The organism is Enterobacter cloacae complex sp. 2021EL-01169 (genome assembly GCF_020733125.1).
Lineage (GTDB): Bacteria > Pseudomonadota > Gammaproteobacteria > Enterobacterales > Enterobacteriaceae > Enterobacter > Enterobacter roggenkampii.
The window spans coordinates 1-26,421 of record NZ_JAJFTC010000027.1; the positions used below are offsets into that span (position 1 = coordinate 1).

46 protein-coding genes and 1 pseudogene are annotated in these 26,421 nt (G+C 51.0%); 7 read left to right on the plus strand and 40 right to left on the minus strand.

The genetic code is table 11. The annotated features are described in order from the left end of the window. Positions 1-388 precede the first annotated feature (388 nt). Positions 389-943, plus strand: a complete 555-nt coding sequence (locus LLF79_RS25745; RefSeq protein ID WP_227880610.1) for a gamma carbonic anhydrase family protein — start codon at positions 389-391, stop codon at positions 941-943. Here LLF79_RS25745 and LLF79_RS25750 read toward each other — a convergent pair. The 6 genes from LLF79_RS25750 to dprA are packed head-to-tail and all read right to left on the minus strand — an operon-like array spanning position 919 to position 4,702. Beyond that, positions 919-1,167: a DUF1488 domain-containing protein gene (locus LLF79_RS25750; RefSeq protein WP_206805855.1), complete on the minus strand. Its 249-nt coding sequence runs from the start codon at positions 1,165-1,167 to the stop codon at positions 919-921. The genes LLF79_RS25745 and LLF79_RS25750 overlap by 25 nt on opposite strands. Continuing rightward, positions 1,164-1,982: a shikimate dehydrogenase gene (gene aroE, locus LLF79_RS25755; protein WP_023345008.1), complete on the minus strand. Its 819-nt coding sequence runs from the start codon at positions 1,980-1,982 to the stop codon at positions 1,164-1,166. The genes LLF79_RS25750 and aroE overlap by 4 nt, the downstream gene beginning before the upstream one ends. 4 nt (positions 1,983-1,986) lie before the next feature. Further along, positions 1,987-2,559 carry an L-threonylcarbamoyladenylate synthase type 1 TsaC gene (gene tsaC / locus LLF79_RS25760; RefSeq protein ID WP_008503475.1) on the minus strand — a complete coding sequence of 191 codons (573 nt, stop codon included), beginning with the start codon at positions 2,557-2,559 and terminating at the stop codon, positions 1,987-1,989. After that, positions 2,552-3,106, minus strand: coding sequence for a type I DNA topoisomerase (locus LLF79_RS25765; RefSeq protein WP_032667390.1), 555 nt, complete (start codon positions 3,104-3,106; stop codon positions 2,552-2,554). The genes tsaC and LLF79_RS25765 overlap by 8 nt, the downstream gene beginning before the upstream one ends. 26 nt (positions 3,107-3,132) lie before the next feature. Beyond that, on the minus strand, positions 3,133-3,606 hold the full coding sequence (gene smg / locus LLF79_RS25770; RefSeq protein WP_008503477.1) for a DUF494 family protein Smg: 474 nt from the start codon (positions 3,604-3,606) through the stop codon (positions 3,133-3,135). Continuing rightward, positions 3,578-4,702 (minus strand): DNA-protecting protein DprA, encoded by a 1,125-nt coding sequence (gene dprA, locus LLF79_RS25775; protein WP_227880612.1) that lies wholly within the window; start codon positions 4,700-4,702, stop codon positions 3,578-3,580. The genes smg and dprA overlap by 29 nt, the downstream gene beginning before the upstream one ends. 127 nt (positions 4,703-4,829) lie before the next feature. On the opposite strand from dprA, the gene def reads away from it, so the two are divergent. From def to mscL, 5 genes are all read left to right on the plus strand, one after another. Beyond that, complete coding sequence (gene def / locus LLF79_RS25780) at positions 4,830-5,339, plus strand: peptide deformylase (RefSeq protein WP_008503479.1); 510 nt, start codon at positions 4,830-4,832, stop codon at positions 5,337-5,339. 25 nt (positions 5,340-5,364) lie between these two features. Continuing rightward, complete coding sequence (gene fmt, locus LLF79_RS25785) at positions 5,365-6,312, plus strand: methionyl-tRNA formyltransferase (protein ID WP_227880614.1); 948 nt, start codon at positions 5,365-5,367, stop codon at positions 6,310-6,312. A 52-nt stretch (positions 6,313-6,364) separates the two neighbouring features. Next, on the plus strand, positions 6,365-7,651 hold the full coding sequence (gene rsmB / locus LLF79_RS25790) for a 16S rRNA (cytosine(967)-C(5))-methyltransferase RsmB (RefSeq protein ID WP_045418185.1): 1,287 nt from the start codon (positions 6,365-6,367) through the stop codon (positions 7,649-7,651). A 22-nt stretch (positions 7,652-7,673) separates the two neighbouring features. After that, positions 7,674-9,050, plus strand: coding sequence for a Trk system potassium transporter TrkA (gene trkA, locus LLF79_RS25795; protein ID WP_008503482.1), 1,377 nt, complete (start codon positions 7,674-7,676; stop codon positions 9,048-9,050). A gap of 145 nt (positions 9,051-9,195) precedes the next feature. Further along, a complete protein-coding gene (gene mscL / locus LLF79_RS25800) occupies positions 9,196-9,606 on the plus strand; it encodes a large-conductance mechanosensitive channel protein MscL (protein WP_008503483.1) in 411 nt (136 codons plus the stop codon). Here mscL and LLF79_RS25805 read toward each other — a convergent pair whose 3' ends face one another. The 31 genes from LLF79_RS25805 to rpsJ form a co-directional block, all read right to left on the minus strand. Beyond that, entirely contained in the window at positions 9,607-9,822 is a 216-nt protein-coding gene (locus tag LLF79_RS25805; RefSeq protein WP_063618808.1) for an alternative ribosome-rescue factor A, read from the minus strand. Between the two features lie 57 nt (positions 9,823-9,879). Further along, positions 9,880-10,305, minus strand: a complete 426-nt coding sequence (gene zntR, locus LLF79_RS25810) for a Zn(2+)-responsive transcriptional regulator (protein ID WP_021242972.1) — start codon at positions 10,303-10,305, stop codon at positions 9,880-9,882. 2 nt (positions 10,306-10,307) lie between these two features. Beyond that, complete coding sequence (locus LLF79_RS25815) at positions 10,308-10,676, minus strand: DUF1992 domain-containing protein (protein WP_227880616.1); 369 nt, start codon at positions 10,674-10,676, stop codon at positions 10,308-10,310. Between the two features lie 105 nt (positions 10,677-10,781). After that, positions 10,782-11,165 carry a 50S ribosomal protein L17 gene (gene rplQ / locus LLF79_RS25820; RefSeq protein ID WP_097921292.1) on the minus strand — a complete coding sequence of 128 codons (384 nt, stop codon included), beginning with the start codon at positions 11,163-11,165 and terminating at the stop codon, positions 10,782-10,784. Positions 11,166-11,205: 40 nt separating this feature from the next. Further along, positions 11,206-12,195, minus strand: coding sequence for a DNA-directed RNA polymerase subunit alpha (locus tag LLF79_RS25825; protein WP_002919219.1), 990 nt, complete (start codon positions 12,193-12,195; stop codon positions 11,206-11,208). A gap of 25 nt (positions 12,196-12,220) precedes the next feature. Next, complete coding sequence (rpsD, locus tag LLF79_RS25830) at positions 12,221-12,841, minus strand: 30S ribosomal protein S4 (RefSeq protein ID WP_004868345.1); 621 nt, start codon at positions 12,839-12,841, stop codon at positions 12,221-12,223. A gap of 32 nt (positions 12,842-12,873) precedes the next feature. Further along, on the minus strand, positions 12,874-13,263 hold the full coding sequence (gene rpsK, locus LLF79_RS25835) for a 30S ribosomal protein S11 (protein WP_003863312.1): 390 nt from the start codon (positions 13,261-13,263) through the stop codon (positions 12,874-12,876). A gap of 16 nt (positions 13,264-13,279) precedes the next feature. After that, a complete protein-coding gene (gene rpsM / locus LLF79_RS25840) occupies positions 13,280-13,636 on the minus strand; it encodes a 30S ribosomal protein S13 (protein ID WP_008503488.1) in 357 nt (118 codons plus the stop codon). Between the two features lie 146 nt (positions 13,637-13,782). Further along, the gene (gene rpmJ, locus LLF79_RS25845; RefSeq protein ID WP_000868187.1) at positions 13,783-13,899 is read right to left on the minus strand and encodes a 50S ribosomal protein L36; all 117 of its coding nucleotides are present in this window, start codon (positions 13,897-13,899) and stop codon (positions 13,783-13,785) included. A 31-nt stretch (positions 13,900-13,930) separates the two neighbouring features. Beyond that, positions 13,931-15,262, minus strand: a complete 1,332-nt coding sequence (gene secY / locus LLF79_RS25850) for a preprotein translocase subunit SecY (protein WP_003863305.1) — start codon at positions 15,260-15,262, stop codon at positions 13,931-13,933. 7 nt (positions 15,263-15,269) lie between these two features. After that, complete coding sequence (gene rplO, locus LLF79_RS25855; RefSeq protein WP_003863304.1) at positions 15,270-15,704, minus strand: 50S ribosomal protein L15; 435 nt, start codon at positions 15,702-15,704, stop codon at positions 15,270-15,272. Positions 15,705-15,707: 3 nt separating this feature from the next. Next, positions 15,708-15,887 (minus strand): 50S ribosomal protein L30, encoded by a 180-nt coding sequence (gene rpmD, locus LLF79_RS25860; protein ID WP_003863301.1) that lies wholly within the window; start codon positions 15,885-15,887, stop codon positions 15,708-15,710. A gap of 6 nt (positions 15,888-15,893) precedes the next feature. Then, complete coding sequence (gene rpsE / locus LLF79_RS25865) at positions 15,894-16,394, minus strand: 30S ribosomal protein S5 (RefSeq protein WP_003863299.1); 501 nt, start codon at positions 16,392-16,394, stop codon at positions 15,894-15,896. Between the two features lie 14 nt (positions 16,395-16,408). Beyond that, positions 16,409-16,762, minus strand: coding sequence for a 50S ribosomal protein L18 (rplR, locus tag LLF79_RS25870; protein WP_003863297.1), 354 nt, complete (start codon positions 16,760-16,762; stop codon positions 16,409-16,411). Positions 16,763-16,771: 9 nt separating this feature from the next. Then, complete coding sequence (gene rplF / locus LLF79_RS25875; RefSeq protein WP_003863296.1) at positions 16,772-17,305, minus strand: 50S ribosomal protein L6; 534 nt, start codon at positions 17,303-17,305, stop codon at positions 16,772-16,774. A 12-nt stretch (positions 17,306-17,317) separates the two neighbouring features. Further along, on the minus strand, positions 17,318-17,710 hold the full coding sequence (gene rpsH, locus LLF79_RS25880; RefSeq protein ID WP_006178918.1) for a 30S ribosomal protein S8: 393 nt from the start codon (positions 17,708-17,710) through the stop codon (positions 17,318-17,320). Between the two features lie 30 nt (positions 17,711-17,740). Beyond that, entirely contained in the window at positions 17,741-18,046 is a 306-nt protein-coding gene (gene rpsN / locus LLF79_RS25885; RefSeq protein WP_003863291.1) for a 30S ribosomal protein S14, read from the minus strand. Between the two features lie 14 nt (positions 18,047-18,060). Next, the gene (gene rplE, locus LLF79_RS25890) at positions 18,061-18,600 is read right to left on the minus strand and encodes a 50S ribosomal protein L5 (protein ID WP_001096202.1); all 540 of its coding nucleotides are present in this window, start codon (positions 18,598-18,600) and stop codon (positions 18,061-18,063) included. A 14-nt stretch (positions 18,601-18,614) separates the two neighbouring features. Further along, positions 18,615-18,929 carry a 50S ribosomal protein L24 gene (gene rplX / locus LLF79_RS25895; RefSeq protein WP_003863287.1) on the minus strand — a complete coding sequence of 105 codons (315 nt, stop codon included), beginning with the start codon at positions 18,927-18,929 and terminating at the stop codon, positions 18,615-18,617. Positions 18,930-18,939: 10 nt separating this feature from the next. Continuing rightward, a complete protein-coding gene (rplN, locus tag LLF79_RS25900; RefSeq protein ID WP_002919748.1) occupies positions 18,940-19,311 on the minus strand; it encodes a 50S ribosomal protein L14 in 372 nt (123 codons plus the stop codon). 166 nt (positions 19,312-19,477) lie between these two features. Next, the gene (rpsQ, locus tag LLF79_RS25905; RefSeq protein ID WP_008503489.1) at positions 19,478-19,732 is read right to left on the minus strand and encodes a 30S ribosomal protein S17; all 255 of its coding nucleotides are present in this window, start codon (positions 19,730-19,732) and stop codon (positions 19,478-19,480) included. Further along, entirely contained in the window at positions 19,732-19,923 is a 192-nt protein-coding gene (gene rpmC, locus LLF79_RS25910) for a 50S ribosomal protein L29 (protein ID WP_003863282.1), read from the minus strand. Before rpmC ends, rpsQ begins: the two co-directional genes overlap by 1 nt. Next, the gene (rplP, locus tag LLF79_RS25915) at positions 19,923-20,333 is read right to left on the minus strand and encodes a 50S ribosomal protein L16 (RefSeq protein WP_002919759.1); all 411 of its coding nucleotides are present in this window, start codon (positions 20,331-20,333) and stop codon (positions 19,923-19,925) included. The genes rpmC and rplP overlap by 1 nt, the downstream gene beginning before the upstream one ends. A gap of 12 nt (positions 20,334-20,345) precedes the next feature. Further along, positions 20,346-21,047 (minus strand): 30S ribosomal protein S3, encoded by a 702-nt coding sequence (gene rpsC / locus LLF79_RS25920; RefSeq protein WP_000529945.1) that lies wholly within the window; start codon positions 21,045-21,047, stop codon positions 20,346-20,348. 17 nt (positions 21,048-21,064) lie between these two features. Then, complete coding sequence (rplV, locus tag LLF79_RS25925; RefSeq protein WP_002919773.1) at positions 21,065-21,397, minus strand: 50S ribosomal protein L22; 333 nt, start codon at positions 21,395-21,397, stop codon at positions 21,065-21,067. Between the two features lie 14 nt (positions 21,398-21,411). Continuing rightward, positions 21,412-21,690 carry a 30S ribosomal protein S19 gene (gene rpsS, locus LLF79_RS25930; protein WP_001138117.1) on the minus strand — a complete coding sequence of 93 codons (279 nt, stop codon included), beginning with the start codon at positions 21,688-21,690 and terminating at the stop codon, positions 21,412-21,414. 16 nt (positions 21,691-21,706) lie between these two features. After that, positions 21,707-22,528: a 50S ribosomal protein L2 gene (gene rplB, locus LLF79_RS25935; protein WP_008457150.1), complete on the minus strand. Its 822-nt coding sequence runs from the start codon at positions 22,526-22,528 to the stop codon at positions 21,707-21,709. A 17-nt stretch (positions 22,529-22,545) separates the two neighbouring features. Beyond that, on the minus strand, positions 22,546-22,848 hold the full coding sequence (gene rplW / locus LLF79_RS25940) for a 50S ribosomal protein L23 (RefSeq protein ID WP_000617546.1): 303 nt from the start codon (positions 22,846-22,848) through the stop codon (positions 22,546-22,548). Next, positions 22,845-23,450: a 50S ribosomal protein L4 gene (gene rplD / locus LLF79_RS25945; RefSeq protein WP_000424395.1), complete on the minus strand. Its 606-nt coding sequence runs from the start codon at positions 23,448-23,450 to the stop codon at positions 22,845-22,847. Before rplD ends, rplW begins: the two co-directional genes overlap by 4 nt. Before the next feature lie 10 nt (positions 23,451-23,460). Further along, complete coding sequence (rplC, locus tag LLF79_RS25950) at positions 23,461-24,090, minus strand: 50S ribosomal protein L3 (protein ID WP_003863274.1); 630 nt, start codon at positions 24,088-24,090, stop codon at positions 23,461-23,463. Between the two features lie 32 nt (positions 24,091-24,122). Continuing rightward, positions 24,123-24,434: a 30S ribosomal protein S10 gene (gene rpsJ / locus LLF79_RS25955; RefSeq protein WP_001181005.1), complete on the minus strand. Its 312-nt coding sequence runs from the start codon at positions 24,432-24,434 to the stop codon at positions 24,123-24,125. A gap of 380 nt (positions 24,435-24,814) precedes the next feature. On the opposite strand from rpsJ, the gene LLF79_RS25960 reads away from it, so the two are divergent. Beyond that, positions 24,815-25,288 (plus strand): A24 family peptidase, encoded by a 474-nt coding sequence (locus LLF79_RS25960; protein WP_032655644.1) that lies wholly within the window; start codon positions 24,815-24,817, stop codon positions 25,286-25,288. Here the strand turns inward: LLF79_RS25960 and bfr are convergent. From bfr to tuf, 3 genes and pseudogenes are all read right to left on the minus strand, one after another. Continuing rightward, on the minus strand, positions 25,272-25,748 hold the full coding sequence (bfr, locus tag LLF79_RS25965) for a bacterioferritin (RefSeq protein ID WP_063617109.1): 477 nt from the start codon (positions 25,746-25,748) through the stop codon (positions 25,272-25,274). The genes LLF79_RS25960 and bfr overlap by 17 nt on opposite strands. Before the next feature lie 72 nt (positions 25,749-25,820). After that, entirely contained in the window at positions 25,821-26,015 is a 195-nt protein-coding gene (gene bfd, locus LLF79_RS25970; RefSeq protein WP_008503493.1) for a bacterioferritin-associated ferredoxin, read from the minus strand. A 179-nt stretch (positions 26,016-26,194) separates the two neighbouring features. Next, a pseudogene (gene tuf / locus LLF79_RS25975) lies at positions 26,195-26,421 on the minus strand (elongation factor Tu); the annotation flags it as partial.

A 26,421-nucleotide genomic window follows, 5' to 3' on the forward strand; every position in this document is an offset into this window, starting at 1 on the left:
ATTAAGAATCCATGTCACTTTGAGTGCCCACACAGATTGTCTGATAAATTGTTAAAGAGCAGTGCAACGCGGCTTTCGCTCACCGTTGCGAGGTCCCGTATATTACGTTTTCCTCATTCAGAGTCAACCCGTTATTTCAGGATTTTTTCTCTTTAACCGACCGGGCTGTTTGTGAAGTGATTCACATCCGCCGTGTCGATGGAGGCGCATTATAGGGATCCCAATTTTTAGCACAAGTATTTTTTAGATCTTTTTTTCCGACTGCTGATTTTCCGCGCTTTTCGCTGAAATCCCGCCCGATCTGCTTAAATATTGACGTATTTTGCCTTGCCTCGATCGACGAATACGATCAAAGTCTTCTGTATAGCGCTCATTCTCAGAGGTAGTTATGTCTGCAGTATTACGTCCTTATAAAGGTCTGTTCCCCAAACAAGGCGATCGCGTGATGATCGACGCCAGTAGTGTGGTCATTGGTGATGTCCGACTGGCCGATGACGTTAGTATCTGGCCACTCGTTGCCATCAGGGGAGACGTTAACTATGTGTCTATTGGCGCGCGAACCAATATTCAGGACGGTAGCGTTCTGCACGTCACGCACAAATCGTCCTATAACCCGGAAGGCAATCCCCTCATTATTGGAGAAGATGTTACCGTCGGCCATAAAGTCATGCTTCACGGCTGCACTGTCGGAAATCGCGTACTTGTTGGCATGGGGTCGATTTTACTGGATGGTGTCATAGTAGAAGATGACGTGATGATTGGCGCCGGTAGCCTGGTCCCGCAGAACAAACGGCTGGAGAGCGGCTATCTCTATCTGGGAAGCCCGGTAAAACAGATCCGCCCCCTTAAGGAGGCAGAGATCGAAGGATTAAAATACTCGGCGAACAACTACGTAAAATGGAAGAATGACTATTTGGATCAGGATAACCAAACCCAGCCCTGATCGTCTTCATGCTGTTCGCGGATTAAATCGCTGGCTTCCTCTTCCAGATCCCAGCGATTTTCGCAAAATACCGCTAGCGGGTCTGTGCCGCCAAAACGATGCAACAGCGTTTCTCCATGGATGGCACAGGTAAGCTGCATACCCTGCACCAGCACAGGAAAACAGACCGCTTGCTTATGCTCATCCCAGCTCTCTCTGTCCGGGAAATGAATAGCCTGATTCACGCCGAAAGCTCCTGCTTTAGCTTTTCAATGACCGGCTCGACAGCAGGCAACACTCCGTGCCAGAGCAGTACCGCATGCGCAGCCTGCCCCACCAGCATTCCCAGCCCATCGGCTAACTGTTTCGCGCCGTGTTGTTCACACCAGTTCAGGAAAGGCGTCTTACCTTTCTGATAGAACATGTCATAGAAGTACATATGCGCACTGACCAACGAAGCGGGGATCGCCGGGATCTCGCCACTGATGCCGCTGGATGTGGCATTAATGACAAGATCGAACTCACGTTCAGCAAGATCGTCAAGCGCTACCGCGCTCACGCTGCCGGTATGCGCAAACAACGCCGCCAGCGCTTCTGCCCGGGAAAAGGTTCTGTTAGTAATGGTCACTGAACAGTCCAGGGAAAGCAGAGGCAACAGAACGCCCCTCGATGCACCACCCGCGCCAATCAGCAGGACCCGGAATCCGGGTTTGATAAAGGAGAGTCTTTCCAGATCGCTGAGTAAACCAATCCCGTCGGTGTTGTCACCCAGAAGGCGTCCATCCTCAAGCCGTTTTAGGGTATTGACTGCACCTGCAAGTGAAGCGCGCTCGGTCAGCTCATCTGCACGTTCGAATGCTTCTTCTTTAAACGGGACCGTCACATTCGCGCCTTTGCCCCCCGCTGCGAAAAAGGCCTCCAGCGTTGGGATAAAGGCATCCACTGGCGCCAGTACGCGCCCATAGGGATGATCTATCTGCAGCTGCTCCGCGAATTGCTGATGAATCCACGGTGACTTGCTGTGTGCAATCGGATTACCAAAAACAGCATAGGTTTCCATGAGATTACCCCTGGCGAAAACGTTCGCCGGTCAAAGCGTCGCGAATCTCAGACGGATTCAGGCGCCCTCCCGTTTCACCGACAGCGACAGGAAAGTCATTCCCGAACTGCGCCAGCACTTCTTCAGTTGTCCGACAAGGCGGCTGCCCGGTCAGGTTGGCGCTGGTTGAGACCAGTGGTTTACCAAATGCCAGGCACAGCTCCACCACCAGCGGATGGTCAGTGACGCGAACGGCAAGGGAGTCAAAGCGTCCGGTTAACCAGCGCGGCGTTGTAGGCTGAGCCGGGAAGACGAAGGTTACTGGTCCAGGCCATGCGGAGAAGATTGTCTCGCGCTGTGCTGGGGTTAGCATAGAGTCATCAATATAGGGCTTAAGCTGCTCGTAATTCGCAGCGATCAAAATAAGCCCTTTCTCGACGGGTCTTTGTTTCAGAGTAAGCAGACGGCTCACAGCCGTTTCGCTGTCAGGATCGCAACCGACCCCAAAAACAGCTTCAGTTGGATAGGCGATGACTTCTTCATTTTTCAGTACGTCCACTGCATGCGCAATGGAGCCTGATGGCAGGTTATTATTCACTATTTTGATCCGCCGTAACCGGCTTTCCACATTGTTTACTGGCGCAGAAGCGTTTCATGCCTTGCGCGGTTTTCTTCTCTATCAGTAGCGGATAATTGCAATGAGGGCAGATTCCCGCTACCGGCTTAAAATTGATAACGAACTGGCAGTCAGGGTAGCGATCGCACGAATGGAAGGTCTTACCATAACGGGAACGGCGCTGTACCAGCTGACCGCGCTGACACTGAGGACACGCAATCGCCGTTTCATCTGGCTTATCAATTTGTTCCGTATGTTCACATTCCGGGTAGCGGCTACATCCAATAAACATGCCGAAACGCCCCTGGCGTAGCGCGAGTTCGCCACCGCAAAGAGGACAAAGCTGTCCCTCCAGAATTTTAACGATATGTCCATCCGCCTGGCTTTTCAGAGGACGAACATAATCACATTCCGGATAGTGAGAACAACCGAGAAACGGGCCGTGTTTCCCGGACCGAATAACAAGTTCAGCCCCGCACTGCGGGCAGGGCTCGTTTTTATGCACCGTGAATAGTGCTGATTTGGCCATAACAACTCTTGGTGCTGCACATTGAATTAGTGCAGCATACCTTCATTCACTTCAAAGAGTAATTCTTCCATTTGCTGATAGGCATTTTCACAGCCCGGGATATTAAACAGAACCATCAGGATCACCCATTTGAGATCTTCCAGTTCAAATTCTGCGGTATCCAGCGCCATGACGCGCTCTATCACCATTTCTCTCGTTTCGAGGTTTAGCACCTGAATCTGCTCAAGGAATAAAATGAACCCCCGGCAGCTGGCGTCCAGCCGTTCACACTCTTCAGCGGTATAAATGCGTACTGACAATGGGTCAGAAGCAAGCTGCATCGGTTCGGCAAGGCCTTCCTGATAATCAGCCAGTTTTTCCAGCCACATCAACGCATTGTAGATATCTTCCCGCTCAAATCCCGCATCGGTAAGATCCTGTGTCAACTTGTCCTGATCCACTCGCATTTCTGCTTCGTTATGGATGTAAGTCTCAAACAAATACATCAGTACGTCGAACATGGCATGCCCTCCTTAATCGGACATAGCCGCCGGGTACAGCTGCGATCCACCCTGCTAACTCCAGTTCGAGTAGCTGTGCTACCGTTACTGGCACAGGTTGGCCGGCACGTTCAGCGACAACGTCAACAGGTGTTACCTCATCTCCTACGTTAGCCAGGAGCTTGGGAAATGGCAATGCCACCTTTCCCTGATCTGATGAATATTGTCGCTTTTCGGGATCTTCCTGCAGCCATTGCAGCCCATATTGCAAATTTTCAAGAATGTCCGCGACTTCCGTTACCGGTGTTGCCCCCTGCTTAATCAGCCAGTGCGGTCCCTCGCATCCGGGATTACCTATCGGACCTGGCAAGGCGAAAACTTCTCGCCCCTGTTCAAGCGCGCACCGTGCCGTGACCAGCGAACCGCTTCGCCGCGCGGCTTCAACGACCAGCACGCCTTTGCTAAGGCCGCTGATGATGCGATTACGACGCGGAAAGTTTGCCGGTCGGGGCTGCGCGAAAAGCGGAAACTCAGACACTATCGCACCGTCAGACTCAATAAGCCGCATCGCCAATGCCTGATGCCGGCGTGGGTAAATGCTAAAAAGACCGTTCCCCAGCACCGCGACACTTCGTCCTTTTACTGACAGCGCCGCGCTGTGGGCAACGCCGTCAATACCACAGGCCAGCCCGCTGGTGATCGTGAAACCACTTTGTGAAAGTTGTTCGCACAGGATTTTCCCCCACCGCTCGCCGTACCATGACGGCGCACGACTGCCTACCACCGCCAGCTGAACGGTATTAAGCGTCTCGGGGTTACCTTTTATGAATAATGCTCCGGGATAATCAGGGATCGTGCGGAGCAAAGGGGGATAAAGGGGATGGTTGGCCGTTAATAAATGATGACCCGGCTGCTCAAGCCATATCAGGCTACGCTCCAGCTCACTCTCATTGAGCGCAAAGAACCGTTCAGCCTGCTTAGCTGTCAAACCAGCGTTTCTCAGAACAAGCGTGTCGATGCCTTCCTGCCTCTGCAGTCGTGCAGCAGCTTCCACCATGACATCACCACACAAAGAACCTGTGTGCATGAGCCGTAGCCAAATCTCGGTAGATGTCATCCTTTCCCCTGCCATAAGCGGTCTCCGCAATCATTGCGATTGGTCACTGATGCTGTCAATCGATGGGGGATTTGTCTAGAATAGAGGGAGTATTCTTATCAACTCCTGAACACGACTCTGGAAATTTATGGCAGTTTTGCAAGTATTACATATTCCGGACGAGCGCCTTCGCATCGTCGCTGAACCGGTTAAAGAAGTGAATGCAGAAATCCAGCGTATCGTTGATGATATGTTCGATACCATGTACGCCGAAGAAGGCATTGGCCTGGCGGCAACGCAGGTGGACATTCACAAGCGTATTATCGTGATCGACGTTTCTGAGAATCGCGATGGTCGTCTGGTGCTGATCAACCCAGAGCTGCTTGAAAAGAGTGGCGAAACCGGTATTGAGGAAGGCTGTCTCTCCATTCCTGAACAGCGTGCGTTAGTGCCGCGTGCTGAGAAAGTGAAAATTCGCGCCCTGGATCGTGATGGCAATCCGTTCGAACTGGAGGCAGACGATCTGCTGGCGATTTGTATTCAGCATGAGATGGATCACCTGGTCGGTAAACTGTTTATCGATTATCTCTCGCCGCTTAAACAGCAGCGTATTCGTCAGAAAGTAGAGAAACTGGATCGTTTGCGTTCTCGCGCATAACGTCCCACCGGATACAAGGATCATCGTGTCTAAATCACTACGTATTATCTTCGCGGGAACCCCTGATTTTGCAGCGCGTCATCTTGACGCGCTGTTATCGTCTGGTCACCAGATTGTTGGCGTCTTTACCCAGCCGGACCGTCCTGCTGGTCGCGGCAAAAAACTGATGCCGAGCCCGGTCAAGGTGCTGGCAGAAGAGCATGGGCTTCCTGTTTTTCAGCCCGCATCGCTGCGCCCGCAGGAAAATCAGCAGCTGGTTGCTGACCTGAATGCCGACGTAATGGTGGTGGTGGCTTACGGTTTAATTCTGCCAAAAGCCGTGCTTGATATGCCGCGTCTGGGTTGTATCAACGTGCATGGGTCCCTGCTCCCACGCTGGCGTGGTGCAGCTCCTATCCAGCGAGCGCTGTGGGCGGGTGATGCCGAAACGGGCGTGACCATCATGAAGATGGACGTAGGTTTAGACACCGGCGACATGCTCTATAAACTGGCCTGCCCCATTACGTCAGACGATACCAGCGCCACGCTGTATGACAAACTGGCAGAGCTTGGTCCACAAGGGCTCATCGAGACGCTTCAGCAGCTTGCTGACAATACGGCAAAACCAGAAGTTCAGGACGACGCGCTGGTAACCTACGCCGAAAAGCTGAGCAAAGAAGAAGCGCGGATCGACTGGTCCCTGTCAGCCGCTCAGCTTGAACGTTGCATTCGCGCTTTTAATCCGTGGCCGATGAGCTGGTTGGAAATTGATGAGCAGCCAGTAAAAGTCTGGAAAGCCTCCGTCATTAGCGGTGCGACTACGGCGGAACCCGGTACGATTATTGATGCCAGCAAGAACGGCATCCAGGTGGCGACTGCGCAAGGTATTTTGAATCTTGAATCGCTCCAACCGGCCGGTAAGAAAGCCATGAGTGCTCAGGATTTACTAAATTCCCGTCGCGAATGGTTTATCCCTGGCAATCGCCTTGCCTGAGCAAATTTATTCTTAAGGCCCGGTGTTTCCGGGCATTTTTATTTTTACGGTTATGAAAAAACAAAATCTACGCAGTATGGCGGCCCAGGCCGTCGAGCAGGTTATCGAGCAGGGCCAGTCACTGAGCAACGTCCTGCCTCCCCTGCAGCAAAAAGTCTCTGATAAAGATAAAGCCCTGCTTCAGGAGCTCTGCTTTGGCGTCCTGCGCACACTCTCTCAGCTTGAGTGGTTGATTAACAAGCTGATGTCCCGCCCAATGACGGGCAAGCAGCGCACCGTACATTATTTAATTATGGTGGGTTTTTATCAGCTTCTTCATACCCGCATCCCACCTCATGCCGCGCTGGCAGAGACGGTGGAAGGTGCCGTTGCGATTAAACGTCCTCAGCTGAAAGGGCTGATCAACGGCGTATTGCGTCAGTTCCAGCGACAGCAGGATGAGCTTCTGGCTGAATTTGCCCAAAACGAAGCGCGCTTCCTGCATCCGGACTGGCTGTTGAAGCGCCTGAAAAAAGCTTATCCGCAGCAGTGGCAGGACATTGCCGATGCCAACAACCAGCGTCCGCCAATGTGGTTACGCGTGAATCGTAATCACCACACCCGTGACGCATGGCTGGCATTACTCGAAGAAGCTGGAATGAGCGGCTTCACCCATGACGCATACCCTGATGCCGTGCGCTTAGCATCGCCTGCACCGGTACATGCATTACCCGGCTTTGAAGAGGGTTGGGTAACGGTACAGGATGCTTCTGCTCAGGGTTGCATGACCTGGCTTGAACCCCAAAACGGTGAGCAGATCCTCGATCTCTGCGCCGCACCAGGGGGCAAAACGACGCATATTCTTGAAGTGGCTCCGCAGGCCAGCGTGATGGCAGTGGACGTTGATGAGCAACGTCTTTCACGCGTCTACGACAACCTCAAGCGCCTGGGCATGAAGGCACAGGTTAAGCAAGGCGATGGACGCAAACCCGCAGAATGGTGTGGCGAAGCACAATTCGATCGCATTTTGCTGGATGCCCCCTGCTCTGCAACTGGCGTGATTCGTCGTCATCCGGATATCAAGTGGCTGCGTCGCGATCGTGATATTAGTGAGCTTGCCCAACTGCAATCCGACATCCTTGACGCCATCTGGCCGCATCTCAAACCCGGCGGCACGCTGGTCTATGCAACCTGTTCAGTACTGCCGGAAGAAAACAGTCAGCAAATCGCGGCCTTCCTTAAACGAACCCCGGACGCGGCGCTGCACGATACGGGAACGCCTGAATGCCCGGGTCAGCAGAATCTGCCGGGTGCAGAAGAGGGTGATGGCTTCTTTTACGCTAAGCTAATCAAAGAGTGATGTTGAGAACAGGTCACGAGAGATGAAGATTATCATTCTGGGCGCAGGACAGGTTGGTGGAACGCTGGCGGAAAATCTGGTTGGCGAAAACAACGATATCACCATAGTGGATACCAACGGCGATCGCCTGCGTGTTTTACAGGACAAATTTGATTTGCGCGTTGTGCAGGGTCATGGTTCGCACCCGCGCGTTCTTCGTGAGGCGGGCGCTGACGATGCTGACATGCTGGTTGCGGTGACCAGTTCTGACGAAACCAATATGGTGGCCTGTCAGGTGGCCTACTCGCTTTTTAACACGCCAAACCGAATCGCGCGCATCCGCTCTCCGGACTATGTCCGCGATGCTGAGAAACTGTTTAATTCAGAAGCAGTTCCTATTGACCATCTCATCGCACCAGAACAGCTGGTGATCGACAATATCTACCGTCTGATCGAATATCCGGGCGCCCTGCAGGTGGTGAACTTTGCCGAAGGTAAAGTGAGCCTGGCCGTCGTTAAGGCCTATTACGGCGGCCCGTTGATTGGCAACGCGTTGTCCACCATGCGCGAGCATATGCCGCATATTGATACGCGCGTCGCGGCTATTTTCCGCCACGACAGACCTATCCGCCCGCAGGGCTCTACGATTGTCGAAGCCGGGGACGAAGTCTTCTTTATTGCGGCTTCACAGCATATTCGTGCGGTGATGAGTGAACTCCAGCGTCTCGAAAAACCCTATAAACGCATTATGCTGGTCGGCGGCGGCAATATTGGTGCCGGTCTGGCACACCGGCTGGAAAAAGATTACAGCGTAAAATTGATCGAACGCGATCAGCAGCGAGCGGCTGAACTGGCGGAAAAACTGCAAAATACGATCGTATTTTATGGCGATGCGTCAGATCAGGAGTTGCTGGCTGAAGAGCATATTGATCAAGTTGATCTTTTTATTGCCGTCACCAACGACGACGAGGCGAATATTATGTCCGCCATGCTCGCGAAACGTATGGGGGCAAAGAAGGTCATGGTGCTTATCCAGCGCAAAGCCTATGTTGATCTGGTTCAGGGCAGCGTCATTGATATTGCCATTTCGCCGCAGCAGGCGACAATTTCCGCGTTACTGAGCCATGTGCGTAAAGCGGATATTGTTGGGGTATCATCGCTTCGTCGCGGGGTAGCGGAAGCCATTGAAGCCGTAGCGCACGGAGATGAAACAACATCACGCGTCGTGGGCCGTTCGATAGACGAAATTAAGCTGCCACCGGGCACCATTATTGGTGCTGTCGTGCGCGGGAATGATGTCATGATTGCCAATGATAATTTGCGCATTGAGCAAGGCGATCACGTTATTATGTTCCTTACCGATAAAAAGTTTATTACCGACGTCGAACGTTTATTCCAGCCAAGCCCATTCTTCCTTTAATGTGTCGGGTGCTCTCAATGGGTACCCGCTCTTTATCCTTCTCATTTCTGTGCCTTTTATTTTGCATAACGTTTAATTATCACGAATGGCAATTAGCTAATCATTTGTTAAACTTATAGTCGTCAGCTGGCACAAGGAGAAAAAAATGAGTTTTATTAAAGAATTTCGCGAATTTGCGATGCGCGGAAACGTGGTGGATTTGGCAGTGGGTGTCATTATTGGTGCAGCATTCGGCAAGATTGTTTCATCATTAGTGGCCGACATTATCATGCCACCTTTAGGGTTGCTGATCGGGGGCATTGATTTCAAACAGTTCGCTTTCACGCTGCGTGAAGCACAGGGCGATGTGCCGGCAGTCGTGATGCACTACGGTGTATTTATTCAGAACGTATTTGATTTCGTGATTGTAGCGTTTGCCATTTTTATGGCTATCAAGCTGATCAATAAACTCAACCGTAAAAAAGAAGAGCCGGCAGCAGCGCCTGCACCGACAAAAGAAGAAGTGCTGCTGAGTGAGATTCGCGATCTGTTAAAAGAGCAGAACAAGCGCGTTTAATCAGAAGCTGAAAGCAGGAAGGCCAGTGGTAAATAAGCGATTTGCTTGTTTGCCACTGGCCTCCCAGTTACCCCGTTTTGCATGCTTGTCTTTACGCAGATAACTTCCTTTCCCTTTTTTATTCTTCTCAACGCGCTGTCTGAATAGCGGGTCATGAAGTAGTGCCTCAATGGCATTGTCTTTAATCTGTCCTTTCGTGTGCTGATAGCGGCTCATAAATTCTCCTGAGCATGGTTTATGTCGACGGGAGTCTAGACCCGGTTGGACTAAAAATCAACAGTCCTCGGTTTCTCCACTGGCCCCCTGTTCAAGGGCTTCCAGAATAGAACAATAAATACTGCTGTGGGCCGTGCCACAACAAGCATCATTCAGCCTTTGCAGAGAGCGCTGCATGGTTTGCAATTCCTGAATGCGTGCTTCAACTTCATCCAACCGGGCCTGCACAATGCTTTTTGACTCCTGACAGGTGTGATGTGCCGGATCGATGCGGATCGATAATAACTCGCGGATCGAGTCTAATGTGAAACCAAGTTGACGCGCATAACGAATAAACCGCAGGCGCTGCAGATCGTTATCGGTATAAAGTCGAAAACCACCTTCAGTACGAACTTCATGATCGATCATCTGCTGCTTTTCGTAATATCGGATGGTATCCGGTGTGACGTTCGCGAGCTTCGCAAGTTCACCGATACGGTACATAACTACTCCTCGTTTATTTTCCGCAACAAGCGTTCACCGTATTCACCGTGCAGAAAGTCAGTGTTCATTCCTGCCTGACGCAGTTTAAGTTCAAGCAGGGCGAGGCGGCGGCGAAGTTCAGAATGTCGCGGATCGTCCTGACGGATCCCTTTTAGCAGATCGACAAGTTCAACAGCCTCTCTGCGCTGTTCGAGTTCAGGAGGGAGACAGCCTGCATTTTTGAGTAAACGGTATCCCGCCCGTAATTCAGGCGCAATATGCGAGTCATCGTCAAGCATAAGGGGTTCTCCGCGTCCCGGAAGATTGTCGAATTCACCTTTTTTTTGGGCATCACGAATATGGCGTTCTGCCCACTGGTCAAGCAGCCACATTACCCGCTCCAGGGGATGAACAGAATTGATACATATTGTAGAGAAGTGGGGATATCGCGGATATAAAAAAACCCGCCGGGGCGGGTTTTTTTACGTTACTGCAGATTACTCTGCAGCAGCTTCTGCTTTCTCTGAACGATCAACCAGCTCGATGTAAGCCATCGGCGCGTTGTCGCCTGCACGGAAGCCACACTTCAGAATGCGAGTGTAACCACCGGCACAGCTCGCGAAACGCGGGCCCAGTTCGTTAAACAGTTTTGCCACGATCTCGTTATCACGAGTACGGGCGAATGCCAGACGACGATTAGCAACGCTGTCAGTCTTGGCAAGAGTAATCAGCGGCTCAACTACGCGACGCAGCTCTTTCGCTTTAGGCAGGGTCGTCTTGATGATCTCATGACGAACCAGTGAACCTGCCATGTTGCGGAACATAGCCTGGCGATGGCTGCTGTTGCGGTTCAGTTGACGACCACTCTTACGATGGCGCATGACCTTATCCTTCTCAGTAAAACCTTAACCTGTGATCCGGTTACTCGTCAGCAATGCTTGCCGGTGGCCAGTTTTCCAGGCGCATGCCCAGAGACAGACCACGTGAAGCCAGCACGTCTTTAATCTCGGTAAGAGATTTTTTACCCAGGTTCGGCGTTTTCAGCAACTCAACCTCGGTACGCTGTACCAGATCACCGATATAGTGGATAGCTTCTGCCTTGAGGCAGTTAGCAGAGCGGACAGTCAATTCGAGATCGTCAACAGGGCGCAGCAGGATCGGATCGAATTCTGGTTTCTCTTCTTTCACTTCCGGCTGACGAACATCACGTAAGTCAACGAAAGCTTCCAGTTGTTCTGCCAGGATGGTTGCCGCACGACGAATCGCCTCTTCAGGATCGATTGTGCCGTTGGTTTCCATTTCGATGACCAGCTTGTCCAGGTCGGTACGCTGTTCTACACGCGCTGCTTCAACATTGTAGGCAATACGCTCTACAGGGCTGTAGCATGCGTCGACCAGCAGACGGCCGATTGGGCGCTCATCTTCTTCCGAATGAATTCGGGCAGAAGCCGGCACATAACCACGACCGCGCTGAACTTTGATACGCATGCTAATAGCTGCGTTCTCATCGGTCAGGTGGCAGATCACGTGCTGCGGCTTGACGATTTCAACATCACCGTCGTGGGTGATGTCGGCTGCAGTCACAGGGCCAATGCCAGATTTATTCAGAGTAAGAATAACTTCATCTTTACCCTGAACTCTCACCGCCAGCCCTTTCAGGTTGAGCAGGATTTCAAGGATATCTTCCTGAACGCCTTCTTTGGTGCTGTACTCATGAAGTACACCATCAATCTCAACCTCGGTCACCGCGCAACCCGGCATCGATGAGAGCAGAATACGGCGCAGTGCGTTACCCAGAGTATGGCCAAAGCCACGCTCTAAAGGCTCAAGGGTCACCTTGGCGTGCGTCGAACTCACTTGCTCGATATCTACCAGGCGCGGTTTTAGAAACTCTGTCACAGAACCCTGCATTGTGTCCTCTCTTTGGTACTAAGCTTTACTTGGAGTAAAGCTCGACGATCAGGTGTTCGTTAATGTCCGCAGACAGATCAGAACGTTCTGGCTGACGCTTGAACGTACCTTCCATCTTGCCAGCATCAACTTCCAGCCAGGTTGGCTTTTCACGCTGCTCAGCCAGCTCCAGAGCGGCCTTCACGCGAGATTGCTTTTTCGCTTTCTCACGAATGCTAACAACGTCATTCGCTTTAACCTGATAAGAAGCGATGTTAACAACACGACCGTTTACCATGATTGCTTTGTGGCTAACCAGCTGACGTGATTCAGCACGAGTAGCGCCGAAGCCCATACGGTATACAACGTTGTCCAGACGACCTTCCAGCAGAGCCAGCAGGTTTTCACCTGTGTTGCCTTTCAGACGTGCTGCTTCTTTATAGTAGTTACGGAACTGACGCTCCAGCACACCGTACATACGGCGAACTTTTTGCTTTTCACGCAACTGCACACCATAGTCAGACAGACGCGGTTTACGCGCACCGTGCTGGCCAGGAGCTTGTTCAATTTTACACTTGGTATCGATCGCGCGAACGCCAGACTTAAGGAATAAGTCGGTGCCCTCACGACGGCTCAGCTTGAGCTTAGGACCCAAATATCTTGCCATTTTCTATCTCCAACTAACCTAAAAAACGAGCGTTATACGCGACGTTTTTTCGGCGGACGACAACCGTTATGAGGGATCGGAGTCACATCAGTAATATTAGTGATGCGGAAACCAGCGGCGTTCAGAGCGCGAACAGTAGATTCACGACCCGGACCCGGACCTTTAACCATAACTTCCAGATTCTTGATGCCGTATTCTTTTACGGCTTCTGCGCAACGCTCTGCTGCAACCTGAGCTGCGAACGGAGTGGATTTGCGAGAACCACGGAAACCGGAACCACCGGCTGTTGCCCAACCCAATGCGTTACCCTGACGATCAGTAATAGTAACGATGGTGTTGTTGAAAGAAGCATGGATATGAGCCACGCCGTCAGAGACTTGTTTTCTTACACGTTTACGTGCACGAACTGGTGCCTTTGCCATTATTCAATCACCCCGATTATTTCTTGATCGGTTTGCGCGGACCCTTACGGGTACGTGCGTTGGTCTTAGTACGCTGACCGCGCACTGGCAGACCACGACGATGACGCAAACCGCGATAGCAACCAAGATCCATCAGGCGCTTGATGCTCATGCTGATTTCACGGCGCAGATCACCTTCAACGACAAATTTGGCAACTTCGTCACGCAGCGTGTCGATTTGTTCTTCAGACAGCTCACTGATCTTAACATCTTCAGCGATACCCGCTGCAGCCAGAATGGCCTTAGAACGGGTCTTGCCGATGCCGTAGATCGAAGTTAATGCGATCACAGCATGTTTCTGATCAGGAATGTTAATGCCTGCTATACGGGCCACTATGCACTCCTACTATTTAATATGTACGCACCATGCTGAAAAGCCCGTTTTCAGGATACTCAAATGGAAACGTACAGACATACAAAAGATTGGCTGGCTAATCTAGCCAGCTCAACCCAACTTTGCAAGAAAAATATGCGAAATAATCAGCCTTGGCGCTGTTTATGCTTCGGCTCGGCACTGCAAATCACACGGATGACACCATCACGCTTAACGATTTTGCAGTTACGGCATAATTTCTTGACGGAAGCACGAACTTTCATTTTTACTCTCCGTAACTTCTCAGGCGACCAATTAGCGGCCGTAGCCTTTCAGGTTCGCCTTCTTCAATGCAGACTCATACTGACTGGACATCATCAGAGTTTGCACTTGAGCCATAAAGTCCATAATCACGACAACAACGATAAGCAGTGAGGTCCCACCGAAGTAGAACGGTACTTTCATTGCATCACGCATGAACTCCGGGATCAGGCAGATAAAAGTAATATAGAGCGCACCAACCAAAGTCAGGCGGGTCATTACTTTATCGATATACTTCGCCGTTTGCTCTCCCGGACGAATTCCTGGTACAAATGCACCGGACTTCTTCAGGTTATCTGCTGTTTCACGCGGGTTGAAGACCAACGCCGTGTAGAAGAAACAGAAGAAGATGATCGCAGACGCATAGAGTAACACATAAAGTGGTTGCCCAGGCTGCAAATACAGCGAAATTGTTGTCAGCCAGTTCCAACCAGTACCGCCCCCGAACCATGACGCGATGGTTGCCGGGAACAGAATAATACTGGAAGCGAAGATAGCCGGGATAACCCCCGCCATGTTCACTTTCAGCGGTAAATGTGTGCTCTGTGCAGCATAGACACGACGACCTTGCTGACGCTTAGCGTAGTTCACCACAATGCGGCGTTGACCACGTTCAACGAAGACAACAAAGAACGTCACTGCAAATACTAATACTGCAACCAACAGCAACAGGAGGAAGTGCAGGTCGCCTTGACGCGCTTGCTCGATAGTGTGGGCGATGGCTGGCGGGAGGCCCGCAACAATACCGGCGAAGATAATGATTGAGATACCGTTACCGATACCACGCTCAGTAATCTGTTCGCCGAGCCACATCAGGAACATTGTCCCTGTGACCAGACTTACAACAGCGGTGAAGTAGAATGCAAAGCCCGGGTTTAACACCAGGCCCTGCATACCAGGCATATTCGGCAGACCGGTAGCAATACCGATCGACTGGAATATTGCCAGCACCAGAGTACCGTAACGGGTGTACTGACTAATCTTACGACGTCCAGACTCCCCTTCTTTCTTCAACTCTGCCAGGGCCGGATGAACGACCGTCAGCAGCTGGATAATAATCGATGCCGAAATGTACGGCATAATACCCAGTGCGAAGATAGAAGCACGGCTGAGAGCACCACCAGAGAACATGTTGAACATTTCAATGATGGTGCCTCGTTGTTGCTCAAGCAGTTTGGCAAGTACAGCGGCATCGATACCAGGGATCGGAATAAAAGAGCCAATACGGAACACAATCAGCGCGCCGATAACAAACAGCAGTCTGCGTTTCAGCTCGCCAAATCCACCTTTGGCACTTTGAAAATCTAATCCCGGTTGCTTAGCCATCTGCTACTTATTCCTCAATTTTACCGCCAGCAGCTTCGATAGCAGCACGAGCACCTTTAGTAACACGCAGGCCACGAACAGTTACCGGAGTAGAAACTTCACCAGCCAGGATCACTTTCGCGAACTCGATCTGGATACCGATAATGTTTGCTGCTTTCAGCGTGTTCAGGTCTACAACGCCGCCTTCAACTTTCGCCAGGTCAGACAGACGGATTTCCGCCGTGATCGCTGCTTTGCGAGAGGTGAAGCCGAACTTCGGCAGACGACGGTACAGTGGCATCTGGCCACCCTCGAAACCGCGACGTACGCCACCGCCAGAACGAGAGTTCTGACCTTTGTGACCACGACCACCGGTTTTGCCGAGGCCAGAACCGATACCACGACCCAGGCGTTTACCCGCCTTTTTAGAGCCTTCGGCCGGAGACAGAGTATTTAAACGCATCTCTTACTCCTCAACTTTAACCATGAAGTAAACCGCGTTGACCATACCACGAACAGCAGGAGTATCCTCGCGCTCAACGGTATGACCAATACGACGCAGACCCAGGCCAAGCAGCGTTGCCTTGTGTTTCGGCAGACGACCGATTGCACTGCGGGTTTGAGTGATTTTAATAGTCTTTGCCATGGTCAATTACCCCAGAATTTCTTCAACGGATTTACCACGCTTGGCAGCGACCATTTCTGGAGAATTCATATTTTCCAGGCCATCAATAGTTGCACGAACCACGTTGATCGGGTTGGTAGAACCATATGCTTTAGCCAGAACGTTATGAACCCCAGCAACTTCCAGAACGGCGCGCATTGCACCACCGGCGATGATACCGGTACCTTCTGAAGCTGGCTGCATGAATACACGAGAACCCGTGTGAACACCTTTAACTGGGTGCTGCAGGGTGCCGTTGTTCAGCGCGACGTTAATCATGTTGCGACGGGCTTTTTCCATCGCTTTCTGGATCGCTGCTGGAACTTCACGCGCTTTACCGTAACCAAAACCAACGCGACCGTTACCATCGCCTACTACAGTCAGAGCTGTGAAGGAGAAAATACGACCACCTTTAACGGTTTTAGATACGCGGTTTACCGCGATCAGCTTTTCCTGCAGTTCGCCAGCCTGTTTTTCGATGTGAGCCATCTTACACCTCTACCTTAGAACTGAAGGCCAGCTTCACGGGCAGCATCTGCCAGTGCCTGGACACGACCATGATATTGGAACCCGGAACGGTCAAAGGAAACATTGCTGATGCCTTTTTCCAGAGCGCGTTCAGCAACAGCTTTACCTACAGCTGCAGCGGCGTCTTTGTTACCGGTGTACTTCAATTGTTCTGAGATAGCTTTTTCTACAGTAGAAGCAGCTACCAGAACTTCAGAACCGTTCGGTGCAATTACCTGTGCGTAAATATGACGCGGGGTACGATGTACCACCAGGCGAGTTGCACCCAGCTCTTTGAGCTTGCGGCGTGCGCGGGTCGCACGACGGATACGAGCAGATTTCTTATCCATAGTGTTACCTTACTTCTTCTTAGCCTCTTTGGTACGCACGACTTCGTCGGCGTAACGAACACCCTTGCCTTTGTAAGGCTCAGGACGACGGTAGGCGCGCAGATCTGCTGCAACCTGACCGATCAGCTGTTTATCAGCGCCTTTCAGCACGATTTCAGTCTGAGTCGGGCATTCTGCAGTGATACCGGCCGGCAGCGGATGCTCAACAGGGTGTGAGAAGCCCAGAGACAGGCCTACTGCATTCCCTTTGATAGCTGCACGATAACCTACACCAACCAGCTGAAGCTTTTTAGTGAAGCCTTCGGTAACACCAACAACCATTGAGTTCAGCAGGGCACGCGCGGTACCAGCCTGAGCCCAACCATCCACGAAACCATCACGTGGACCGAAGGTCAGAGCGTTATCTGCATGTTTAACTTCAACAGCTTTGTTGAGGGTACGAGTCAGCTCGCCGTTTTTACCTTTGATCGTAATAACCTGACCGTCGATTTTTACATCAACGCCGGCAGGAATAACGACCGGTGCTTTAGCAACACGAGACATTCTTTCCTCCGATTAGGCTACGTAGCAGATAATTTCGCCACCAAGACCAGCCTGGCGCGCTGCACGATCAGTCATAACACCTTTAGAGGTAGAAACAACTGCGATACCAAGACCAGCCATAACTTTTGGCAGCTCATCTTTTTTCTTATAGATGCGCAGGCCTGGGCGGCTGACACGCTGAATGCTTTCTACAACAGCTTTACCCTGGAAATACTTGAGAGTAAGTTCCAGTTCCGGCTTGGTGTCGCCTTCAACTTTAAAATCTTCGATAAAACCTTCTTCCTTCAGCACGTTGGCAATTGCCACTTTCAGCTTGGCGGAAGGCATGGTGACCGCAACTTTGTTCGCGGCCTGACCGTTACGGATACGGGTCAGCATATCCGCGATCGGATCTTGCATGCTCATCTGTCTTTACTCCCGTGATTCAATTGGTAATTACCAGCTAGCCTTTTTCAAGCCTGGCACTTCACCGCGCATGGCGGCTTCACGCAGTTTGATACGGCTCAACCCAAACTTGCCCACATAACCATGTGGACGACCTGTTTGACGACAGCGGTTACGCTGACGAGACGGGCTGGAATCACGCGGCAGAGACTGCAGCTTGAGAACCGCATTCCAACGATCTTCGTCGGAAGCGTTCACATCAGAAATGATCGCTTTCAGTTCAGCGCGTTTAGCGAAGAATTTATCAGCTAAAGCTACGCGCTTTACTTCGCGTGCTTTCATTGATTGCTTAGCCATTCAGTAACCCTACCTTACTTGCGGAACGGGAAGTCAAAGGCAGCCAGCAGAGCACGGCCTTCTTCGTCAGATTTCGCAGTAGTGGTAATGGTAATATCCAAACCACGCACGCGGTCGACTTTATCGTAGTCGATTTCTGGGAAGATGATCTGCTCACGGACACCCATGCTGTAGTTACCACGACCGTCGAAAGACTTAGCGGACAAGCCACGGAAGTCACGGATACGTGGAACAGCAATAGTGATCAGGCGCTCAAAGAACTCCCACATGCGTTCGCCACGCAGAGTTACTTTACAGCCGATCGGATAGCCCTGACGGATTTTGAAGCCTGCAACAGATTTGCGTGCTTTGGTGATCAGCGGTTTTTGACCGGAGATTGCTGTCAGGTCAGCTGCTGCGTTATCCAGCAGTTTTTTGTCAGCGATCGCTTCACCAACACCCATGTTCAGGGTGATCTTCTCGACCCGAGGGACTTGCATGACAGAATTGTAGTTAAACTCGGTCATGAGTTTCTTAACTACTTCGTCTTTGTAGTAATCATGCAGTTTCGCCATCGTACTACTCCAAATTACTTGATAGTTTCGCTGTTAGACTTGAAGAAACGGACTTTTTTACCGTCTTCGAATCTAAAGCCTACACGGTCAGCCTTGCCGGTAGCCGCATTGAAGATTGCAACGTTAGAAACCTGAATAGCAGCTTCTTTTTCAACGATGCCACCTGGTTGGTTCAGGGCCGGAACCGGCTTCTGATGTTTCTTAACCAGGTTGATACCTTCAACGACAAGTTTGCCGGAAGACAGAACATTTTTTACTTTACCGCGTTTACCTTTATCTTTACCGGTTAACACGATAACTTCGTCATCACGACGGATTTTCGCTGCCATGATTCGCTCCTTAGAGTACTTCTGGTGCCAGAGAGATAATTTTCATGAACTTCTCAGTACGAAGTTCACGAGTTACCGGCCCAAAGATACGCGTGCCGATAGGCTGCTCGCTGTTATTGTTTAAAATAACGCATGCATTACCATCGAAGCGAATGACAGAACCGTCAGGGCGACGAACACCCTTCTTGGTGCGCACCACTACCGCCTTCAGCACATCACCTTTTTTGACCTTACCACGTGGAATTGCTTCTTTGATGGTGATCTTGATGATGTCGCCTACGCCTGCGTAGCGACGGTGCGAGCCACCCAGAACCTTGATACACATTACGCGACGTGCACCGGAGTTGTCGGCGACGTTCAGCATAGTCTGTTCTTGGATCATTTTAGTGCTCCGCTAATGTCAACTACTACCTGAGACTCTAAAATCAGAGCCGTTAAAAAGCCCCATATCGAGGGCGCGGCATTATAACACCGCTTCTGCAATATGGGTAGAAAAAATAAACGGCTCATCGCTGAGCCGTTTATTCGTATTGAGAAGGCGTACTGTATTACAGAACCGCTTTCTCTACAACGCGAACCAGCGTCCAGGACTTAGTCTTGGACAGTGGACGGCATTCACGGATTTCAACCTTGTCGCCGATACCACATTCGTTGTTCTCGTCATGTACGTGCAGTTTGGTCGTACGCTTGATGAATTTACCGTAGATCGGGTGTTTCACAATACGTTCGATAGCTACAACAATGGATTTCTCCATTTTGTCGCTAACAACACGACCTTGCAGAGTACGGATTTTATCGGTCATTACGCACCCGCCTTCTGAGTCAGTAAAGTCTTAACGCGTGCAACATTGCGACGCACTTGCTTCAGCAGGTGAGTCTGTTGCAGCTGGCCACTTGCAGCCTGCATACGCAGGTTGAACTGCTCACGCAGCAGGTTCAGCAGCTCAGCGTTCAGCTCTTCAACGCTTTTTTCACGCAGCTCTTTTGCTTTCATTACATCACCGTCTTAGTTACAAAGGTGGTTTTGATAGGCAGTTTCGCTGCTGCCAGGCCGAAGGCTTCACGGGCCAGCTCTTCCGGAACACCGTCCATTTCATACAGGACTTTGCCCGGTTGGATCAAGGCAACCCAGTACTCCACGTTACCTTTACCTTTACCCATACGAACTTCCAGCGGCTTCTCGGTGATCGGTTTGTCCGGGAATACACGGATCCAGATCTTACCTTGACGCTTAACTGCACGGGTCATTGCACGACGTGCTGCTTCGATCTGACGTGCAGTCAGACGACCACGGCCAACAGCTTTCAGACCGAAAGTGCCGAAGCTAACATCCGTACCCTGCGCCAGACCACGGTTGCGGCCTTTGTGCACTTTACGGAATTTTGTACGCTTTGGTTGTAACATCAGCGACGCTCCTTATTTACGGCCTTTACGCTGCTGCTTTTTAGGTTGAGCAGCCGGTTTTTCCGGTTGTTCAACAGCAGCCATACCACCCAGGATCTCACCTTTGAAGATCCATACCTTAACGCCGATTACACCGTAAGTGGTGTGCGCTTCAGAGGTGTTGTAGTCGATGTCAGCACGCAGAGTGTGCAGCGGTACGCGACCTTCACGGTACCATTCGGTACGTGCGATTTCCGCGCCGCCCAGACGGCCGCTAACTTCAACTTTGATACCTTTAGCGCCCAGACGCATTGCGTTCTGTACAGCACGCTTCATAGCACGACGGAACATAACACGACGTTCCAGCTGTGAAGTGATGCTGTCAGCAACCAATTTAGCGTCCAGTTCAGGCTTACGAACTTCAGCGATATTGATCTGTGCAGGAACGCCAGCGATATCCGCTACGACCTTGCGCAGTTTTTCTACGTCTTCGCCTTTCTTACCGATAACGATGCCAGGACGAGCAGTGTGAATAGTCACACGGATGCTCTTCGCTGGACGCTCGATAACGATACGAGATACAGACGCTTTAGCCAGTTCCTTAGTCAGGTACTGACGTACTTTAAAATCGCTGTCCAGGTTGTCAGCGAATTCTTTGGTGTTCGCAAACCAGGTAGAGTTCCATGGTTTTACAATACCCAGGCGAATACCATTAGGATGTACTTTCTGACCCATTGCTAGTCTCCAGAGTCTCAGCGATCGGACACAACCACAGTAATGTGGCTGGTGCGCTTCAGGATGCGATCTGCACGACCTTTCGCACGCGGCATAATGCGCTTCATGCTTGGGCCTTCATCTACGAAAATTTTCGCGACTTTCAGATCGTCGATGTCAGCGCCATCGTTGTGTTCAGCGTTAGCAATGGCAGATTCCAGTACTTTCTTGACCAATACCGCAGCTTTCTTGTTGGTATAGGTCAGGATGTCCAGGGCCTGCGACACTTTCTTACCGCGAATCAGGTCAGCAACAAGGCGAACCTTCTGTGCAGAAGAACGAGCATGGCGATGTTGAGCTAAAGTTTCCATCTCTTCCTCCTACCTTATTTCTTCTTCGCTTTTTTATCAGCAGCGTGGCCGCGATAAGTACGAGTCGGTGCGAATTCACCCAGTTTGTGACCAACCATTTCGTCGGTAACAAAGACTGGAACGTGCTGACGACCATTATGGACAGCGATGGTCAAACCGATCATGTTAGGAAAGATCGTTGAACGACGGGACCAAGTGCGCAGGGGCTTCTTGTCTCCGCTTTCCACCGCTTTCTCTACCTTCTTCAGCAAGTGCAGGTCAATAAAAGGACCTTTCTTGAGAGAACGTGGCATGGCTTATCCTCTAAAATTATTTGCTACGGCGACGTACGATAAATTTATCAGTACGCTTGTTGCTGCGGGTCTTCTTACCTTTGGTCTGAACGCCCCACGGAGATACCGGGTGCTTACCAAAGTTACGACCTTCACCACCACCATGTGGGTGGTCGACTGGGTTCATCGCAGTACCGCGAACGGTAGGACGAACACCACGCCAGCGTGCAGCACCTGCTTTACCCAGAACGCGCAGCATATGCTCAGCATTGCCAACTTCGCCCAGAGTAGCGCGGCAGTCTGCTTCGACTTTACGCATTTCACCAGAACGCAGACGCAGGGTGACATAAGCACCATCACGCGCAACGATCTGAACGTAAGTACCCGCGGAACGCGCCAGCTGACCGCCTTTACCTGGTTTCATTTCTACGTTATGAACGGTAGAACCAACCGGGATATTGCGCATCGGCAGGGTGTTGCCTGCTTTGATTGCAGCATCAACGCCAGACTGAATCTGGTCGCCAGCTTTCAGGCCTTTAGGGGCCAGGATGTAACGGCGTTCGCCGTCTTTGTACAGAACCAGTGCGATGTTCGCGGAACGGTTCGGATCGTACTCAAGACGTTCAACAACTGCTGGGATACCGTCTTTGTTGCGTTTGAAGTCAACAATACGATAAGCCTGCTTGTGGCCACCACCGATGTGACGAGTGGTGATACGGCCATTGTTGTTACGACCACCGGATTTGCTGTTTTTTTCCAGCAACGGAGCAAAAGGTTTGCCCTTGTGCAGCTCAGGGTTAACCACTTTAACTACGTGGCGACGACCCGGAGATGTCGGTTTACATTTAACAACTGCCATTGTATTACTCCTCCGACTTACTCAGCGCCGCCAACGAAGTCCAGATTCTGGCCTTCTTTCAGGGTGACGTAAGCTTTTTTCCAGTCGCTACGACGACCGATACGCTGTCCGTGACGTTTAACTTTCCCTTTAACGACCAGGGTGTTAACGACTTCGACTTCGACTTCAAACAGTTTCTGCACAGCAGCTTTGATCTCTGCTTTGGTCGCGTCTTTAGCAACTTTGAGAACGATGGTGTTTGTTTTTTCCATCGCAGTAGACGCTTTTTCAGAAACGTGCGGTGCGCGAAGCACCTTCAGCAGACGTTCTTCACGAATCATGCCAGCATCTCCTCAACTTGCTTAACAGCATCAGCAGTCATTACGACTTTGTCGAAGGCGATCAGGCTAACCGGGTCGATACCAGTCGCATCGCGTACGTCAACCTTGTGCAGGTTACGTGCGGCCAGGAACAGGTTCTCGTCCAGCTCACCGGTGATGATCAGCACATCTTCCAGAGCCATGTCTTTCAGTTTCTGTGCCAGCAGCTTAGTTTTAGGCGCTTCAACAGAGAACTTCTCGACAACGATCAGACGATCCTGACGTACCAGTTCGGACAGGATGCTTTTCAGCGCGCCGCGGTACATCTTTTTGTTAACTTTTTGACTGTGGTCCTGTGGACGCGCAGCGAAGGTCACGCCACCTGAACGCCAGATCGGGCTCTTGATAGAACCTGAACGCGCACGGCCGGTACCTTTCTGGCGCCATGGCTTTTTGCCAGAACCAGTTACTTCAGCACGAGTCTTCTGAGCACGAGTACCCTGACGAGCACCAGCTGCATAAGCAACAACAACCTGGTGAACCAGCGCTTCGTTGAAATCACGACCGAAGGTAGTTTCGGAAACAGTCAGCGCGCTCTGCGCGTCTTTCAATACTAATTCCATTGCTATCCCCTTACGCCTTCACAGCTGGTTTAACGATCAGGTCGCTACCGGTTGCACCCGGGACCGCACCTTTAACCAGCAGCAGGTTGCGCTCAGCGTCAACACGTACTACGTCCAGGCTCTGAACGGTTACACGTTCGTTACCCAGCTGACCTGCCATTTTCTTGCCTTTGAACACTTTGCCCGGAGTCTGGTTCTGACCGATAGAACCCGGAACGCGGTGAGACAAGGAGTTACCGTGAGTAGCGTCCTGGGTACGGAAGTTCCAGCGCTTAACGGTACCAGCAAAACCTTTACCTTTAGAGGTACCGGTTACGTCAACTTTTTTAACGTCAGCAAACAGCTCAACGCTAATGTCCTGACCTACGGTGAACTCTTCGCCTTCAGCAAGGCGGAATTCCCACAGACCACGGCCAGCTTCTACGCCAGCTTTAGCGAAGTGACCCGCTTCTGGTTTGGTTACACGGTTAGCTTTTTTAGCACCAGTGGTAACCTGAATAGCGCGGTAGCCATCGTTAGCCAGATCTTTAACCTGAGTAACGCGGTTTGCTTCAACTTCGATTACGGTTACTGGGATAGAAACGCCATCTTCAGTGAAGATGCGGGTCATACCCACTTTTTTACCGACTAAACCAATCATTGTTTCAACCTCTCAATCGCTCGATGACCTGATTAACCCAGGCTGATCTGCACGTCTACACCGGCAGCCAGATCCAGACGCATCAGAGCATCAACGGTTTTCTCAGTTGGCTCAACGATGTCAACCAGACGCTTGTGAGTGCGGATTTCGTACTGATCGCGCGCGTCTTTGTTAACGTGCGGAGAGATCAGAACGGTGAAGCGCTCTTTGCGGGTCGGCAGCGGGATCGGACCACGGACTTGCGCACCAGTGCGCTTAGCAGTCTCGACGATTTCCGCGGTTGATTGATCGATCAGACGATGATCAAACGCTTTAAGGCGGATACGGATTCTTTGGTTCTGCATGAGACCAGAGCTCCAATTATTTTATAAACGAAAATGATTACTCCTCAAACCCATTACGATTGATGGGAGAGTGTAACCGTTCTTACGTAGCTCCCCAATTGGGAGCATTGTTGAGTAACAAAATGAGCTACTCTGGTTCTGATTGAACCCGCCGTCAATTACGACAAGCCCGCGCATTATACGTAAATCTGGGCAAGACGCAAGTGCCGTTTAGAAATTAAGCGCCAATGTCGCAGGGTGTGTAAGAGCGCGCAACGTTTTATGCAATGTATTCTGCGGCGATGCTTTGTTTCGAGCCGCTACGCATCTCCGTTTTTTGTGCATTGCCGGACAGGCCGATTATAACGACTATGCGCTCAAACCCGTTTGAGGCCTTTTAAATGCTGACCACCCTCCCCTTTCTGCTGATCTATCTTTTACTGACAGCCTTACTTGTAAATGCCGATATTCGCTACGGTCTACTTCCCGATAAATTTCTCTGTCCGCTGCTATGGGCGGGGCTGCTCTTTCAGCTCTGTATCCAACCTGATTTTCTGCCGAGTGCGGTGGCGGGTGCGATGGCCGGATATATTGCCTTTGCCGTTATTTACTGGGGCTATTGGTTTATCTGCCGGCGTGAAGGGATGGGATATGGCGATGTGAAGTACCTGGCGGCGCTTGGTGCATGGCATGGCTGGTGCGTACTGCCTGCGCTGGCGTTGCTCGCGGCGCTGATGGCGCTTCTTTGTATTCTTGTTTTTTCGGTAATCCGCCCTGATAAGAAAGCAATAAAAAACCCGCTGCCTTTTGGGCCATTTCTGGCAGCAGCGGGTTTATGCGTAGGGTGGAAGACGTTGGTTATTCTTCCACTTTAATCTGTGACTGAAGATAGTTTTGCAGGCCGATTTTAGCAATGAGATCCAGCTCTGTTTCCAGCCAGTCAATATGCCCTTCTTCATCGGCCAGGATCTGGATCATCATATCTCGGCTGACGTAGTCATATACGCTATCAGCATAGGCAATGGCTTCACGGAGATCTTTGGCACCTTCAAGTTCTAGCCTGAGGTCGGAACGCAGCATCTCTTCGACATCTTCTCCGATGCCCAGCTTGCCGAGATCCTGCAGGTTTGGAATGCCTTCAAGGAATAAAATACGCTCGATGTATTTATCAGCGTGTTTCATCTCATCGATAGATTCATGGTACTCAACGTCGTTTAAACGTTTGAGTCCCCAGTTTTTGAACATTCTCGCGTGAAGAAAATACTGGTTGATTGCGACAAGCTCATTTCCCAATAATTTATTGAGATAACTTATGATTTTAACATCACCTTTCATTATATAGTCCCTCCGCTTCCACTCATTGAAGCGTAGATCGGGCTACAGGGATGTCAAAAAAAAGATGGGCGCTTAGGCGATCTCTTTGTATTCCGGGATCTGCATCAGCTCGTCCTGCATGATCTCTCGCGCAGCACGTACGCATTTACCGCATTGATTTCCCACCGGAACAAATTTGCGAAGCTGCTGGAATGACTGGGGCTGAAACTGGCGAACGGCCTGACGTATTTTTTTGTCGCTTACACCATTACATAAACAAACGTACATAGAAACTCCCGTTCAAATTATGCGCAAAGTGTAAGTGAGAATGGTTATGATTACAATAGCACAAACGCCAGAATGCGGGGCGGGAGCAGGCAAAAAATGCGAAATTTTGTGACGACGCCTGAGCGGTAGAAAACAAAAAAGGACGCCGAAGCGTCCTTTTTTAATTCAGGGATAATTAATTAGCCCAGAACTTTAGCAACAACGCCCGCGCCAACGGTACGGCCGCCTTCACGGATTGCGAAACGCAGACCGTCGTCCATCGCGATTGGGTGGATCAGAGTCACAACCATCTTGATGTTGTCGCCTGGCATTACCATCTCAACGCCTTCTGGCAGTTCGATGGTACCGGTCACGTCAGTAGTACGGAAGTAGAACTGTGGACGGTAGCCTTTGAAGAACGGAGTAT